14 protein-coding genes and 1 pseudogene are annotated in these 15,443 nt (G+C 68.4%); 5 read left to right on the top strand and 10 right to left on the bottom strand.

The window, feature by feature from the left end; all coding sequences use genetic code 11:
* Nucleotides 1–10 precede the first annotated feature (10 nt).
* Both VMT65_RS38350 and VMT65_RS00555 read right to left on the bottom strand, forming a co-directional pair.
* Nucleotides 11–244: pseudogene (locus tag VMT65_RS38350) on the bottom strand (hypothetical protein); the annotation flags it as partial.
* A 1,526-nt stretch (nucleotides 245–1,770) separates the two neighbouring features.
* Nucleotides 1,771–2,763: a Ppx/GppA phosphatase family protein gene (locus tag VMT65_RS00555; protein ID WP_326305912.1), complete on the bottom strand. Its 993-nt coding sequence runs from the start codon at nucleotides 2,761–2,763 to the stop codon at nucleotides 1,771–1,773.
* A gap of 65 nt (nucleotides 2,764–2,828) precedes the next feature.
* Between VMT65_RS00555 and VMT65_RS00550 the strand changes: the two genes are divergently transcribed.
* From VMT65_RS00550 to VMT65_RS00535, 4 genes are all read left to right on the top strand, one after another.
* Nucleotides 2,829–3,749, top strand: coding sequence for a hypothetical protein (locus VMT65_RS00550; RefSeq protein ID WP_442790150.1), 921 nt, complete (start codon nucleotides 2,829–2,831; stop codon nucleotides 3,747–3,749).
* Between the two features lie 100 nt (nucleotides 3,750–3,849).
* The gene (locus VMT65_RS00545) at nucleotides 3,850–4,536 is read left to right on the top strand and encodes a hypothetical protein (protein ID WP_326305910.1); all 687 of its coding nucleotides are present in this window, start codon (nucleotides 3,850–3,852) and stop codon (nucleotides 4,534–4,536) included.
* Nucleotides 4,537–4,584: 48 nt separating this feature from the next.
* Nucleotides 4,585–5,178, top strand: a complete 594-nt coding sequence (locus VMT65_RS00540; RefSeq protein WP_326305908.1) for a hypothetical protein — start codon at nucleotides 4,585–4,587, stop codon at nucleotides 5,176–5,178.
* Between the two features lie 181 nt (nucleotides 5,179–5,359).
* Nucleotides 5,360–5,716, top strand: coding sequence for a hypothetical protein (locus VMT65_RS00535; RefSeq protein ID WP_326305906.1), 357 nt, complete (start codon nucleotides 5,360–5,362; stop codon nucleotides 5,714–5,716).
* A 196-nt stretch (nucleotides 5,717–5,912) separates the two neighbouring features.
* Here VMT65_RS00535 and VMT65_RS00530 read toward each other — a convergent pair whose 3' ends face one another.
* From VMT65_RS00530 to VMT65_RS00520, 3 genes are all read right to left on the bottom strand, one after another.
* Nucleotides 5,913–6,602, bottom strand: a complete 690-nt coding sequence (locus tag VMT65_RS00530; RefSeq protein WP_326305904.1) for a response regulator transcription factor — start codon at nucleotides 6,600–6,602, stop codon at nucleotides 5,913–5,915.
* Entirely contained in the window at nucleotides 6,599–7,849 is a 1,251-nt protein-coding gene (locus tag VMT65_RS00525) for a sensor histidine kinase (RefSeq protein ID WP_326305902.1), read from the bottom strand. The genes VMT65_RS00530 and VMT65_RS00525 overlap by 4 nt, the downstream gene beginning before the upstream one ends.
* 165 nt (nucleotides 7,850–8,014) lie before the next feature.
* Complete coding sequence (locus VMT65_RS00520) at nucleotides 8,015–8,401, bottom strand: winged helix-turn-helix transcriptional regulator (RefSeq protein WP_326305900.1); 387 nt, start codon at nucleotides 8,399–8,401, stop codon at nucleotides 8,015–8,017.
* Nucleotides 8,402–8,436: 35 nt separating this feature from the next.
* Here VMT65_RS00520 and VMT65_RS00515 point away from each other — a divergent pair, with 35 nt between their 5' ends.
* Nucleotides 8,437–9,180, top strand: coding sequence for an NADPH-dependent F420 reductase (locus VMT65_RS00515; protein WP_326305898.1), 744 nt, complete (start codon nucleotides 8,437–8,439; stop codon nucleotides 9,178–9,180).
* A 222-nt stretch (nucleotides 9,181–9,402) separates the two neighbouring features.
* Here VMT65_RS00515 and VMT65_RS00510 read toward each other — a convergent pair whose 3' ends face one another.
* The 5 genes from VMT65_RS00510 to mshA all read right to left on the bottom strand — a co-directional run bounded on the left by VMT65_RS00510 (nucleotide 9,403) and on the right by mshA (nucleotide 15,431).
* Nucleotides 9,403–11,451: a CocE/NonD family hydrolase gene (locus tag VMT65_RS00510; protein WP_326305896.1), complete on the bottom strand. Its 2,049-nt coding sequence runs from the start codon at nucleotides 11,449–11,451 to the stop codon at nucleotides 9,403–9,405.
* 271 nt (nucleotides 11,452–11,722) lie between these two features.
* Entirely contained in the window at nucleotides 11,723–12,460 is a 738-nt protein-coding gene (locus tag VMT65_RS00505) for a phosphoglyceromutase (RefSeq protein WP_326305894.1), read from the bottom strand.
* A 4-nt stretch (nucleotides 12,461–12,464) separates the two neighbouring features.
* On the bottom strand, nucleotides 12,465–13,346 hold the full coding sequence (locus tag VMT65_RS00500) for an ROK family protein (RefSeq protein WP_326305892.1): 882 nt from the start codon (nucleotides 13,344–13,346) through the stop codon (nucleotides 12,465–12,467).
* A gap of 133 nt (nucleotides 13,347–13,479) precedes the next feature.
* Nucleotides 13,480–14,064 (bottom strand): YbjN domain-containing protein, encoded by a 585-nt coding sequence (locus tag VMT65_RS00495; protein WP_326305890.1) that lies wholly within the window; start codon nucleotides 14,062–14,064, stop codon nucleotides 13,480–13,482.
* The gene (mshA, locus tag VMT65_RS00490; RefSeq protein WP_326305888.1) at nucleotides 14,061–15,431 is read right to left on the bottom strand and encodes a D-inositol-3-phosphate glycosyltransferase; all 1,371 of its coding nucleotides are present in this window, start codon (nucleotides 15,429–15,431) and stop codon (nucleotides 14,061–14,063) included. Before mshA ends, VMT65_RS00495 begins: the two co-directional genes overlap by 4 nt.
* Nucleotides 15,432–15,443 lie beyond the last annotated feature (12 nt).

Raw genomic sequence — 15,443 nt, 5'->3', positions numbered from 1 at the left:
TGCTCCCTGCTCAGTTCGTACTGAGTAGAAAGGCTAGCGGCCCGAGCGTCACGAAGACGCCTACGACGACGGCAATCACAGTCGAGAAAATGTCATCGGTGCGGCGCAAGACCCGAACCAGCGCCACCAGGCCCAGAATCACGATCATCGCCAACGCCAGGGCAACCCACGGCTGCATTTCCCACATGCGCTCGAAGCCCTTGAACAGCAACATGCCCGCGACCGCCGCGCCGACGCTCTGGCCCGCGATCATCAGCCACTGCCGCCGATGCTCGTCCTCCTCGGACCGGCCCTTGGCGCGCGAGCGGGCGGGCGCGGCGGGACGGGTATTGCCGCGCGTGGCCTTGCGCCCGATCGTCCCGGCCTTGGCCGTGAGCGCGGAGAGGCGACCGGCCATGGAGGGCCGGGGCTCGTCGTCGTAGTCGTCGTCGTAATCGTCGTCGTCGAGCGGTTCGTAGAAATCGGTGAGGTGATCGTCGGGCTCCGGCTCGGGCGCGACCCCGCCGCGACGTTTGCCGGCGCTTCGCGAATTCCGTTCCGCGCGTTGATCGTCACGGGTCTGGGCGTCGCGGAGCAGATCACCGGCAACCGATTGTCCCGACAGCAGCTGCTGGTCGTCGTCGGCCAGTGATGATGACCACGCGGCGGTCGGCACGGCCGCCTGATCCGCGCGTGCGCCCAGCTGATCGCCGCGACCGTTCGGCTCGGCGTCGGGTCGTCTTCGCGCCGACCATGCCGGAAGTCCATTGGCGGCACCGTGATCGACACCGCCGCGCCGGTCGGCGGGCGGGGCCGGGAGCGGCTGGCGCTGGGCCTCGGCGTGCCGACGGGCCGACCGCGACATCGGCGGGGCACCGGGGGACATCGGCGGGGCCGCGGGGGGCATGGGCGGAGCCGGGGGCGACATCTGCGGGCCCGCGGCGGCCTGCGGTGGCTCGTAGGTCGGGCGCGGATTGCGTGCCAGCGGTTCGGATCCCGCCGTCGGCAACCAGGCAGGGGCCGCCGGGGCCGCGGGGTTGAATTGCGTGCGGGCCGCGTCCTCGAAGGACGGGCGGTTGCCGTCCAGCGCGCGGGACGAGTCGCCGCGGAAGGGGCGCACCTCGTCGGTGGTCTCGTCGTCCGGGTCGTAGCGCCGACGACGGCCGCCCTCGCGCGGTGCGGGCGGGGCGGGAGTCTCGTTGCCCTGCAGGTGGTCCAGGCCGCCCCGCAGGTGGTCCAGCGACACCTCGGAATCCAGCGGATCCGGCTTGCGGCGACGGCCGCCGGTGGATCGACCGTCCGGCGGGGTCTCGGTGGGCGGCCAGTTCAGGCCAGCCGCCCAGTCCCGGCCGGACGGCTCGGGTAGGGACGGCGGCTGCGGGGCGGGCGCCAACGGGTCGTAATACGAAATCGGCCCGGAGAGGGGGGAATACGAGGGCTCCGGATCGGGTACCGAATAGGACGAATAGTCCGGCTGCGCCTGCGGCGCGGCAGCGGAGAAATCCGAGTAATCCGAAAAGTTCGAGTAATCAGAATAATTCGAGTAGTTCGAAAGGTGGGAATAGTCCGATTCGATCGGAGCCGGCTCGGATACCGGCTCGGCCGCGGCCTCGTCCGGCGCGGCATGCGAGGACGAACCATTGCGCACGACCGGAATGTCACCGGTCAGATCCGCGACGGAAATGCCTCGGCCGCTTCGACGTCTACGTCCCCCACCGCTCGCGGGGGGCCCACCTTGCTGCCCGTTCCGTGCCAGTAGTTCGGCGACGGACAGCTGACTTGCATCCTCGGTCATCGAGACACCGTTTCGATCGGGCCCGACAGGCCGCCCTCGGGGCCACCTGCTATCGGTTCGCTATCCAGGTCGGTATCCAGTTTGCGCAAGATCAATCCCTCTCGCAGTGCCCAGGGACAGATTTCGAGCGTGTCCAGGGACAGTGCCCGCATACTCGCCTCCGCGACCAGCGCACCGGCCACGAGTTGCTGTGACCGATCAGAACTTACGCCTTCCAATTCTGCCCGGTCGGCGGCTGTCATTCTCGAAATGAACGCAATCAGCTGCCGCAGGCCGGAACTGGTGAGGGTACGCCGCACCCGGGGTCCCGCAACAGAGGGGGCGGCACCGGTCAGCCGCGCGAGCGAACGAAAGGTCTTGGAGGTGCCCACCGCCAGATCCGGGCGGCCCACCTCGAGCAGCTGCTTGGCGGGCAGCACCAGCTCGGCGTCGAGCCAGTCGCGCAGCACGGCGACGCGGCGCTTGCCCGGCGGGTCGTGGCGCAGCCAGTCGCGGGTCAGGCGGCCCGCGCCCAGTTGCAGCGAGAGCGCCACATCCGGCACCTCGTCGGCGCCATTGCTCATCTCGAGCGAGCCGCCACCGATGTCCAGGTTGAGGATTCGCCCGGCGCTCCAGCCGTACCAGCGCCGCACGGCCAGGAAAGTGTGTCGAGCCTCATCGACACCGGAGAGGACCTGCAGATTGACGCCGGTCTCGCGGCGCACCCGGGCCAGCACCTCATCGGAGTTGGTGGCCTCGCGGACCGCGGAGGTGGCGAACGCCATCAGCTCCACGCAACCGGAAGTCTTTGCGATGCTTGCGAATTCGGCTACCGTGGCGGTGAGCCGGGCCGCGCCCGCGGTGGTGATCCGCCCCTGGTCGTCCATGTTCTCCGACAACCGCAACGCGGACTTCGTCGAACTCATCGGCATCGGGTGTCCACCACGATGCGCGTCCACCACGAGCAGGTGGACGGTATTGCTTCCCACATCGAGTACACCGAGCCGCACAAGAACACGGTACTGGGTGCGTCACGACTTCAGGCCAGGCGACTGAGCTGTTAGCGTTCCGCGTTGTGACGGCAGGTGCATCGGCGAGCGGGCCGACCGGGCTTCGACCAGCGACGAAGATCGACCCGGCGCCCGAGGTGGAACTCGACTTCCCCCGGGAGTGGATCGAATTCGTGGATCCAGCTAATGACGAGCATTTGATCGCGGCCGATCTGACCTGGCTGCTCTCGCGCTGGACCTGCGTTTTCGGCACTCCGGCCTGCCAGGGCATCATCGACGGCCGCGAGAACGACGGCTGCTGCTCGCACGGCGCGTTCCTGTCCGACGCCGAGGACGGCAAGAAGCTGCACGCGGCTGTGAAAATGCTCACAGCCGACGACTGGCAGCTGATGGACAAGGCCGTCGACAAGGACGGGAAGGTCCGCAAGAAGCTGTATCTGGAAGAGGACGACCTCGACGACGAACCGGCGTTGCGCACCCGGCGTGTCGACGGCGCGTGCATCTTCCTGAATCGGCCGGGCTTCAGCGAGGGCATCGGCTGCGCGCTGCACACCATGGCGCTGCGCAAGGGTCTCGAGCCGCTCACCGTGAAGCCCGAGGTTTGCTGGCAGCTTCCGATTCGCCGCACCCAGGACTGGGTCGACCGCCCCGACGGGGTGGAGATCCTGCGGACCGTGATCACCGAATACGACCGCCGCGGCTGGGGTCCGGGCGGTCTGGATCTGAACTGGTACTGCACGGGTTCGCCGGACGCGCATGTCGGCACCCGGCCGGTGTGGGAGGCGTACGCGCCGGAGCTGATCGAGCTGATCGGCAAGCCCGCGTACGACGATCTGGCGCAGCACTGCAAGCGTCGGCAGGGGCTCGGCATCGTGGCGGTGCATCCGGCCACGGCCATCGCCGAGGAGAAGGCGGCCGCGGAGCAGAAGGCCGCCGCGAAGAAGCCGGCCGCGGCCAAAACCACCCGCAAGCCGAAGAACGGTTAGCTGATCGTTCCTCAGTTTTCTGAAATCTAGGATTTTCAGAACTGGTTTCACCTACTGTGCGTTTGACCCAACCCCTCATGGGTCCAGCACAGGAGTACACATGAGCAAGACTTCGCCCGCACGGCGGCAGCTCGGCCTCGGCCTGGCCGGTGTCGCCGTCGCGGCCGGGGCCGTCACGGTACTGGTGGCCTCGCACTCGCCGACCGCCAATGCCACCGTCGATTCGATCAGCATCTCGAGCACGGATCTCGTCGTCGGCCATACATACACCCTCAGCGCCGATCTGAGCGGCGCTTCGGTCGGACTGCTCGTCTATTGGAGCGACAACGGCCACAACCTCACCAGCGTCGGCAAGGTGCCGTGGCCGCCCGGGCACGCCAGCCTGGACTGGACCCCGGGCACGGCCGGACAGCACATCATCGCGCTCTCGCAGGGCAGCAGCACCAAGACGCTGATCGTGAACGTGTCCGACGGGTCGGTCCCGACGACCACCACCACGGTCCCGCCCACCACGACCACCACCGTGCCGCCGACGACCACGACGGTCCCGCCGACCACCACGACCGTCCCGCCGACGACGACCACCGAGCCGCCGACCACCACCACGGTCCCGCCGACCACCACGACCGAGCCGCCGACCACCACCACGGCTCCGCCGACCACGACCACCGAGCCGCCGACCACCACGACGGCACCGCCGACGACGACCACCCCGCCGACCACCAGCACCCAGCCCAGCGGTGGCGGCACCGGTAGCTCCAACGGCCTTCTTCCCTTCGGTCTCTGACCTCGAATTCCCTTGGGCCGCAGCCCGAGACACAGCACAGGAGTACCCATGCGCAGCACCCCTTCGGGCCGGGTGATCGGGGCCGGTCTGGCCGCCGTCACGCTCACCGGCGCCGCGACCCTGGCGGTGACGATGTCCCCGGCGGCGAACGCCACCGTGGACACGATCAGCGTCTCCGACACCGCTCCGGTGGTCGGCGGTTCGTACACGCTCTACGCCGATCTGTCCGGGGCGTCGATCGGTCTGCTCGTCAACTGGAACGACAACGGGCAGAGCCTGACCAAGGGCGTCGGCATCATCCCCTGGCCGGTCGGGCATTCGAGCGTGACCTGGCAGCCGACCACGCCGGGTCAGCACATCATCACGGCCTCGCAGGGCAGCAGCACCCAGACGCTCATCCTGAACGTGACCGACGGTTCGGGTACGACGACGACCACCGCCCCGCCGACCACCACCACCGCCCCGCCGACGACCACGACCACGCCGCCGACCGGCACCCCGACCACCACGCAGCCGACCACGAGCCAGCCGAGCAATGGCGGATCCGGCAGCGGCTCGGGCAGCGGTGGCACGGGCAGCGCGACCGGCAGCGCGGGCACGCTGGTCGGTGCGTTGCTGCGCGGGCTCTTCGGCAGCAGCTAGTCCACGGCGGGTGTCCGGCGGGTGAACATTCGGTGTCCCCGCCGGGCAATCGAATCAACCTGCGCCGAAGTATATTTCGATTCGCTATCGGCGCCGTGACCTCGGCCGGTGAATAGCCGGAAGTATGCGTGACATCGCCGCGCTATTGCGAATTCACCGAAACGTGTTAGACATCCTGGCCATGATCAAGAAAACCCTCGCCGTCGCGGCCCTGGCCGCCGGCGCCGTTGTCTCCATTGCGCCGCAAGCCTTCGCCGATAACGCCGATCCCAACGCGTACTCCGATCAGACCGCCAACTTCGTCGTGTACAACGACCCCGCCGTCCTCGGCGCGAAGGATGCCGGCAAGCAGATCATCGTCAGCCCGTACGGCACCAGCCACACCATCGCGTGCAAGGGCAATGGCGTGGACGTGCCGCTGTACGCCTGCATGCAGCAGGACAACCCGGGCCTGGGCTGGATCATCCTGCAGCAGCAGGATCTTCCGGGTCTCGGCCCCGCGTGGGTCGACACCATGCAGAACGACCCCAACGCTTGACCGCCTCCCCGGGCCTTTAGCGCCCGGCAGAGAGCCGTCGACAGCCCTGCATGCGGACCGGCGGTCAGGTGCCGAAACAACTTTGGACGTCCCCGGTGAGTTACCCCGACCGTTACGAAATCAGTTGTCACGTCTCAATCGACCAAACAGCGCGCCCAGTTCGTCACCGGACTGGGCGCGCTGTCGTTTCCACCGGTCAAGCCTCGAGCTTGTAGCCCAGGCCGCGCACGGTGACCAGGTGTTCCGGCTTGGCCGGGTCCGCCTCGATCTTGGAGCGCAGGCGCTTGACGTGCACGTCGAGGGTCTTGGTGTCGCCGACGTAATCGGCGCCCCAGACGCGGTCGATGAGCTGCCCGCGGGTCAGCACGCGACCCGAGTTGCGCAGCAGGTACTCGAGCAGGTCGAACTCCTTGAGCGGCAGGGTCACCGCCTTGCCGTTGACCTGCACGGTGTGGCGGTCCACATCCATGCGCACGGGTCCGGCCTCGAGCACGCTGGTCTCGCTGCCGTTGTCGGGCTCCTCGCCCGCGCCGCGGCGCAGCACCGCGCGGATGCGAGCGATGAGCTCGCGCGAGGAGTAGGGCTTGGTGACGTAGTCGTCGGCGCCCAATTCCAGGCCGACCACCTTGTCGATCTCGCTGTCGCGCGCGGTCACCATGATGACCGGGACGCTGCCGCGAGCACGCAGCTGCTTGCACACGTCGGTGCCGCTCATGCCGGGGAGCATGAGATCGAGCAAGACGATGTCCGCGCCGGAACGGTCGAACTCGGACAGGGCGGAGGGGCCGTCGCCCACCACCGTGACCTCGAACCCCTCCTTGCGCAGCAGGAACGCGAGCGGATCGGCCAGCGACTCCTCGTCCTCGACGATCAGCACACTCGTCATCGGGTTGCCTCCACACCGTTGGTTCTGGCCCGCCCGACGGGGCGCGGGCCGTTTTCCTTCTTGGCCACCGGAACCCCGATGGCAAGCTTCTTCTCGCCCTGCCCGTTGGAATCGGCAGGGTGGGCCGGGATGCGCAGCGTGAACGTCGATCCGGTGCCCAGTTTGCTCCACAGCGTGATCTCACCGTTGTGGTTGGCGGCCACATGCTTGACGATAGCCAGCCCCAGGCCGGTACCGCCGGTGGCGCGCGAGCGCGCCTTGTCGGCCCGGAAGAAACGCTCGAAAACGCGCTCCTGGTCCTCCTTGGAAATGCCGATGCCGCGATCGGTGACCGCGATATTGACATAGCCGCCGCGCAGCGCCCGGCTCACCGAGACGTGGGAGCCGCGCGGGGAGTACGCGATGGCGTTCTCGACCAGGTTGGACAGCGCGGTCACCAGCAGGGTCTGATCGCCGAGCACCTCGAGGCCGCTGGTGGCGTCGGTGGAGACGGTGATGCCCGCGGCCTCGGCGGCGGTGCGGGAGCGCTCGATGGCCTGGGTGACGACGGTGTCGACGTCCACGGCCTCGAGCTCGGGCAGCCGTTCGGCGCCCTGCAGGCGCGAGAGCGCGATCAGCTCGGTCACCATCTTGCCCATGCGGCGGGCCTCGCCGTGCAGGCGTTCGCCGAAGTGCCGCACCGAATCCGGATCGTCGGCGGACTCCAGCAACGCCTCGGCCAACAGGCTCATGGCGCCGACCGGGGTCTTGAGCTCGTGGCTCACATTGGCGACGAAGTCGCGGCGGGTGGCCTCCATGCGGGCCTGCTCGGAATCGTCGTCCGCGAACAGGACCACGAAGTTCGGATTCTCCTGGGAGAGCGGGCGAGCAACCCCTCGGACAGCGAGGCGGGCGCGGCCGGGCATGGGGATCTTGGCGGTGAGCTCGAACTCCACGTCCTGACCGCCCGCCAGGACCTGTTCGACCGCGGCCCAGGCGCGCTCGTCGAGCAGCCGGTCGTGGACCACGCCCAGTTCCTCGGCGCGCGGGTTCACCAGCACCACGTCCCGGTACTGGTCCACCACGGCGATGCCGGACTCGGAGGCGAGCACGATCAGGTCCAGGACCTGCGACATGGTCAGCCCGGTGTCGGTGGCGGCACGCAACCGCTCTTGACGAGCGTTCACATACGGAATGAGCAGTCCGCCGACGGCCAGTCCTACTACGGCCGCCAGGACTGCCAAAAGCACGGCCTGTGGAACGCTCACACTTTGAATCGTACGGTCGCCGACGCGGGGTCAAACCCCGGGTGCAGGAAGTTTCGCGCAGGTCATGGGTACTTCCACGCTCGTTAGCCCGACGTTCACACAATGTTCGGTCTGCGTGTCATCGCTGGTGAGCGGCCTTGCGGCAACCACTTTCGGGGCGGGCGTTCAGTCCTGGAGATCGTCGTAGAGCGCGGCCCGCACGGCGTCCCCGTGGCGGTCGGCCCACTCCCCCAGCGCGAAGATCGGACGCAGCAGATCGACGCCCGCCGGGGTCAGCGAATACTCCACGCGCGGAGGCGCTTCCGCGTATCGGCGACGTTCCAGCAATCCCATGGTCTCCATGCGCCGCAGCGTCTGGGTGAGCATCTTCTGGCTGATTCCGCCGATGGCCCGACGCAACTCGACCGGACGCATGGGCCCGTCCCGGAGTGTGTAAACGATCACAGTCAGCCACGAGTTGCCGAAGATATCCACGCCCAACCGCGCCGGGCAGTCGGATTCGTAGGCGCCGTACTCGGGGAACCGCACCGGCTCGATGCTCTCGACCGTCATGAATACAGCCTGCCAGCGCCATTGCGCACCCGCGGGTGCGCATCGGAATTCCTAGCGTCGGATTCGCAAGCCAGACCCAAGGAGTTGACATGCGAATCGGAATCATCGGAGCCGGACAGATGGCTCGGGCACTGGGCGGCGGTTGGGCCGCCGCCGGACACGAGATCGTGATCGGGGCACGGACTTCGGCCCGGGCCGGGGAGGCGGCCGCGGCGATCGGGGCCGGGGCGCGGGCGGTGAGCCTCGCCGAGGCGGCCCGGTTCGGAGACGTCACCCTGCTGGCCGTACCCGTCTCGGCCCTGGCGGAGGTGCTGGAGGCGGCGGCGGATGGCCCGGCGAGGTCGGAGCAGGAATCCGGGGGCACGGTTTTCGCGGGCCGCACCCTGATCGACTGCACCAATGCCTTCGCGCCCGACGAAGGCGGCTTCACCCTCTCCGAACCTGCTGTGGCGGAACGGATCGCGGCGACCGTTCCGGACGCCCGGGTGGTCAAGGCGTTCAATCTGCTGGCCGCCGAGGTGTGGGCGGGCAGCGCCCGCGAATTCGACGGCCGCACCCTGGCCGTCCCGCTGTGTGGCGACGACGCGGCGGCGGTCGATCTGGTGGCGGCACTCGCGCAGGACCTGAAGCTGCATCCGGTGCGCGCGGGTGGCCTCCGCCAGGCCCGATACCTCGAAGCCACTTCGGCTTTCGTGGTCGGCCTGTGGTTCGCGGGCAACGACGCCCGCGCCATGTTCCCGCCGCTAGAAGCGGCCTTCGCGGTCCCGGACGCCGAATAGCCCTGCCGCACTGGGCCCTTCGATACCGTACGAAGCCCTTCCTCGTCATCCCGGCACGAGCCCTTCCTCGTCATCCCGGCATGTTTTTGGCCGGGATCTCCGCGCCGCTGGTGGATTCCGGCCACAAGCACGCCGGAATGACGGGGCGCGGTCCGAATAGCGAAAACCCCGGGGTGCACGCCGTTGTGCACGCCCGGGGAATTCATTCCCGGCGAGGCGGATTCACCAACCGGTGTTGCCGCGGACCGGGATATTCACGAAGCTCGGGCGGTCGGGGTCGAGTTGGAGGTGTTCGGGCTTCAGGCCGGTGTCGATGAGCATCGGCAGGATGGGCAGGCCCTTGGGGAAGTTGCCGGCGAAGACGTCGACGCGCAGGCGGTGGCCCGGCTGCAGCACGGCCTGGGTACCGCCGAGGGCGATGTCCAGGGTGGTGGCCTCGCCGGGGACGGTCTCCTCGCGCTTGTCCAGGGAGGTGAAGGCGCGCGGGTCGGTGTAGTCGCCATTGGCCGAGCGAGTGCTGTTGGCCTCGTCGACCTGGCGCAGCGAGGCCATGAGCGAGCCGGAGGACAGCACCGTGGACTGGCCGTCGGGGGCGACATCGTTGACGGTGACGGTCCAGTAGCCGTCGGCGGCGTCCTGAATCGTATTGAGGTGCACCGCGATCGGGCCCGAGACGGTGGTGGCCTCGGCCACCGGCGCGCTGGTGAAGGTGAGCGCGTTGGTCTCGGCGATGCGAGAGTCCTTGGCGCAGGCGTCGACCAGGTTCAGGATGCCCGCGGTGGCCTGGGCGGCGTCATTGGAGCAGACGGTGGACAGGCCGGGCGCGATGGTGAGCCGGTCGGTGTCGCCATTAGCGGCCGCGGTGAGCGAGCCGTCGTGGACGCTGTTCGCGGTGCCGGAGGGCTGCGCCGAGAGGTACATGCGGCGGTAGTCCGCGGCCTCGGAAGCCGGTGCGGTGGGCCCGAATCCGCCCTGGGTGTTCCAGCCGCCGCCCTGCGTCTTCAGCGTCACCGGTCCGTAGGCGTCGATGCCGTTGTCGATGCCCTTGAGCCACTTGTCGAACCAGGCGCGCTGCAGCACGTCCAGGCGCGGCGGTGCGCCGACGCGGTTGACGTCCGCGCCCGAGGTGACGTGGTAGGTGTTGCCCATGAGCAGCTGCTTCTGGCCGGGCGGCAGCGGAATCTGGTTGTAGATCTTGGATTCCGAGTAGGTGAACAGGTCGTGCCAGCCACCGGTGACGAAGGTCGGGATCTGGATCTTGCTCGGATCGCCGAGCCAGTCCTGGCGCTCCTGGGTGAGGCCGTTGAGCATGTCCTTGACGCGCGGGTCGAGGCCTTCCATGGTGGTGCTGGTGTAGGCCGACATGAGCACGTCGAGGTAGCCGAAGGGATCGTTGGCGCGATCCTGCAGCCACTTGAAATCGAAGCTGCCGTTGGCGATCGAGGCCAGGTCAGGCACCCACTTGAGGCCGTTGATGGCGCTCAGCCACAGCGGAATGAAGTTGAAGCCGAAGCCGCCGCCGGGCGCGAGCACGTCGTCGATGAGGTCGCTGCCGGGCACGATCGGGAAGATGGCCTTCAGCGCGGGCGGCTGTTTCTCGGCGGCCTGCACCTGGTTGATGGCCGAGTAGGACAGGCCGTTCATGCCGACGCGGCCATTGCTGAAGCCCTGCCGCGACGCCCAGTCGATGACCTCGACGGTGTCCTGCTGCTCGCGGCCGCGCAGCATGTCCCACTCGCCCTGCGAGAAGCCGGTGCCGCGCACGTCCACGACGACCTGCGTGTACCCGGACTTGATGAGCTGGCGGTCGACGGAGAAGTTGCGGAGTTCGCCGTTGCCCGCCGCGTTCAGCAGTTCACCGAAGCCGGTGATCGGGGTGCCGTCGAGGTGGATGTTGCGGAAGACATTGAGCAGCGCGTCGCCCAGACCGGGAATCGAGAAGGCGCTGTCGGCGACGTTCGACACCAGCTTGGTGTAGGGCGTCATGTTCACGATGGTCGGCGTCGGGGTGTCGATGCGCCGGCCCGCGGCGTCGGCCGGGTGGTAGACGTTGGCCTTGAGGACCGTGCCGTCACTCATGGTGATCGGGACGTCCCAGTCGATGGCCACGTTCGGATACTGCTGCGGCCCATCCTCGGTGGCGGTCCAGGCGGCACCGGCGGCGCCGCCGTCGGGTCCGGTCGGGGTGTCGGCGTCGGCTGTGACGCCGGTCAAAGGAAGGAGCAGAGCGGCCGCGGTGGCGAGCACCGTGGCCTGTAGCGCGTGCCTCATCGAACGTGATCTACCTCTCGCAAATGGTCGAACGCCCAGAGCATATCTACTCAGAAGTAAGTTGCAAACTCCGGTTACAGATACCCATTTAAATGGGCAACGCTTCGGCAAATTCAATTGCGAGAGTTGATAAATACCCTACGGCTGCGTAGTGAGATACACATCACACCGCCACTCGAACATAATAATGCCTCGCCCAATCTTATTGGGCGAGGCATTATTTCGGGGTTTCAGGGGTGAAACCCCTGAGAGTTCCCGAGAGTTGGGATTTCTACTTGCCGCCCTGGTTGGCGACGGCGGCGGCACCGGCCGCGGCGGCCTCGGGATCGAGGTAGACGCCCGCGCCGATCGGGCGCAGGTTCTCGTCGAGCTCGTACTTGAGCGGAATGCCGGTGGGAATGTTCAGCCCGGCAATGTCCTCGTCGGAGATGTTCTCCAGGTGCTTCACCAGTGCGCGCAGCGAATTGCCGTGCGCGGCAACGAGAACGGTCTTACCGGCGCGCACATCGGTCGCGATGGTGTCCTCCCAGTAGGGGACCATGCGGGCCACGACGTCCTTGAGGCATTCGGTGCGCGGCACCTCGATGCCCGCGTAGCGCGGGTCGCCGTCCTGCGAGTACTCGCTGTCCAGCTCGATCGGCGGGGGCGGGGTGTCGTAGCTGCGACGCCACAGCATGAACTGGTCGTCGCCGTACTGCTCCTTGATCTCCGCCTTGTTCTTGCCCTGCAGCGCGCCGTAGTGGCGCTCGTTCAGACGCCAGTCGCGGACCACCGGAATCCAGTGCCGGTCGCAGGCGTCGAGGGCATTGTTGGCGGTGCTGATGGCGCGGCGCAGCAGCGAGGTGTAGACGATATCGGGGAGAATCCCGTGCTCGGCCAGCAATTCACCGGCACGCTTGCCCTCGGCGACACCCTTGTCGGTCAGTCGAACGTCCACCCAACCGGTGAACAGGTTCAGGGCATTCCATTCGCTCTCGCCGTGGCGCAGCAGCACGAGGGTGTACGTCATGTGGTCATCCTGCCACGAGCAGCGCCGCACCCTGCAGGGTGGCCTGATCGGTCAGTTCGGACGGAACCACCCGCAATTCCCGCAGGAAGGAGAGCCTGGCGTGCGCGGCGGCCGCGGCGCGCAACGGGCCCCAGAGCGGTTCCCCTGATTGGGCGAACCCGCCGCCGATGGCCACCAGATCGATGTCGAGCAGGGCGGCCGCCGAGGCGACGGCCGTCCCGATCGCGGTGCCCGCCCGCTCGAGCGCGGCCACGGCGATCGGCTCCCCCGCATGCGCGGCGGCCGCGAGTTCCACCCCGGTCGTCCCCGTCCACCCCTGCCGCCGCGCCCAGCGCACCGAGGATTTACCACTCGCCACGGCCTCGACGCAGCCGAAACCGCCGCAGGCACAGGGCTCTTCCTGCCCCGGCACCACGATATGGCCGACGTGTCCACCATTCCCGGTGCGGCCCATGACAACCCGGCCGTCGGAGATGATGCCGCCGCCGATTCCGGAGGACACGGTCAGGGCGAGGACATTGTCCACCCCGCGCGCCGCGCCCAGCCGCTGTTCGGCCAGCACCAGGCACACACCGTCGATGGCGAAGCGAATCTCGGCCTCGGGAAACAGTTTTCGCACCGAGTCCACGATCGGGAACCCGTCGACCCATTCCGGAATATTGAGCGGCCCGCACAGTCCGGCGGTCACGTCGACCGGCCCGGCCGATCCGATCCCCACCGCGGTGACCCGGGTGTCGCCCGCCACCTCGGTGAGCAAGGCCCGACAGGCGTCCCACACCCCGGATTCCGGCACCGCGACGCGCTTGGCCGCACCGACCGTCCCGGCCGAATCGACCATGGCGGCCGCGAATTTCGTGGCCCCGATGTCGAGTGCCAACGCAGTCATGCAATCCCGCCTCTCCGCGCCTGCAGCGCACAATTCAGAGCCGTCGACGGTTGGCAAACGCGTGCCAGCGGTTATGAGCCGAACCGATTGTGGCCGTCCCGAGAAGTTACCCCGGTCCGCACCGCATCAGTTGTCAGTTCGACGTACGAGGCACTGTGTCAGCGCTGTCGATGAGGTGCTCGAAGGCGCGGAGATTCTTCAAGGATTCGCCGCGCGAGACGCGCCATTTCCATTCCTTGCGAATGGATTCGGCGAAGCCGAGTTCGAGCAGGGTGTTGAAGTCGGCGTCGACGGCCTCGAGGATCTGGCCGAACCAGCGGTCGAGTTCGTCGGCGCTGACGCGCTCGTTGGACATGCGGCCGACCAGGTAGATGTCGCCGACCCGGTCGATGGTGTAGGCCACGCCGTAGAGGCGGCGATTGCGGCGCAGCAGGAATTTGTAGACGCCCTCGAAGTTCTCGTCGGGCTTGCGGCAGACGAAGGACTCCATGCGCACGCCGTGCTTGCCGACGCTGACGCCGATAACGGTCTTGAGCTTGCGCTCGCCGGGCAGCACCACCACGAACAGATCCGGTGCCTCGCGGCTGTGCTCGATCTCGCGGTCGCGCAGCGTCTCGGCGATGAGTTCGGCGGTGGCCCGGGCGGTTTCGTCGTTCAGGCCGCCGGTGCTCGCGTGCGGGCGCGGGGTCCAGTCGTCGTCGCGGTCGACCTGACTCATCTGCGTAGTGCTCCCGTCCGACGCCGCCAGAGCGCCAGCGATCTCGCGTGATTGCTGTCGGTATGCAGGCTACCGCTGCGAATCCGGCTGCCCCGCGCCTGGGACAGGGCGGCCGAGTAGCTGGTGAGCAGTCCGTCGGCGGTGTGCGCCCAGGAGAAGTTGGCGGCGTGGTCGACCGCGGCCGCGCCCATGACGCGCAGGCGGGCCGGATCGTCGAGCATGCAGCGCAGGGCGGCGGCCCAGTCCGGGGTGCGGTGGCCCGGCACCAGCAGGCCCGAGACGCCGTCGCGCACTGCCGTGCCGAGTCCGCCCACGTCGGCGGCCAGCACCGGGGTGCCGCTGGCCTGCGCCTCGATGGCGACCAGCCCGAAGGATTCGTTGTAGCTGGGCACCGCGACCACGTCGGCGGCGCGATAGACCCGCACCAGCCGGTCCGGCGGCTGCGGCGGGAGGAAGGTGACGCGGTCCGAAATGCCAAGGGCCGCAGCCAGTTCGATGAGCGCGTTGGGTCGCTCCAGCCCGCTGCCGGAGGGTCCGCCGACGATCACCACGCGCAGCGGGCGGCGGGTCGGATCGGGCTGGGCGGCCTCGTCGGCGAGCAGTTGCGCGGCGGCGCGGACGAGGACGTCGGGGGCCTTGAGGGGCTGGATGCGGCCGACGAAGGCCACGATCCGCTCGTCGGCGGGCAACCCGAATTCGGCGCGGGCGGCGAGTTTGTCGCCCGGGCGGTAGCGGCTCAGGTCCGCGCCCGGCAGCACCACGTCGATGCGTTCGGGGTCCGCGCCGTAGAGCTCGATGAGCTGGCGGGCTTCCTCGCCGGTGTTGGCGACCAACCGGTCGGCCTCGGCCACGATCTGCTTCTCACCGATCTCGCGCACCGCGGGCTCGGGACAGTCGCCCTCGGCCAGATAGGCGTTCTTCACCGCGGCCAGGGTGTGCGCGGTGTGGACCATGGGCACCCGCCAGCGATCCCGGGCCAGCCAGCCCACCTGACCGGAGAGCCAGTAGTGCGAGTGAATGAGGTCGTAGTGGCCGACCGGATGCCGGGCCTCGGTGCGCAGCACCTCGGCGGCGAAGGGGCACAGCTGCGTGGGCAGATCGTGCTTGTCCAGGCCCTCGAACGGTCCGGCGACCACGTGCCGCACCAGCACGCCCGGCGCGGCCTCGACGACGGGTTCGTCATTGGAGGAGGTGGCCCGGGTGAAGATCTCGACCTGGGTGCCGCGGCGGGCCAGTTCGATGGCGGTCTGCAGCACGTAGACGTTCATGCCGCCCGCGTCGCCCGTGCCCGGCTGGGCCAGTGGTGAGGTATGGACCGATAGCACGGCAATCCGATGGGGCCGTACGTCCGATCGTTGACTCACCACTTCAGTGTGCAC

The organism is Nocardia sp. CDC153 (assembly GCF_035818515.1).
Classification (GTDB): domain Bacteria; phylum Actinomycetota; class Actinomycetes; order Mycobacteriales; family Mycobacteriaceae; genus Nocardia.
The sequence above is the reverse complement of the archived record's forward strand: the minus strand, read 5'-3'. Positions and strand labels throughout refer to the sequence as shown.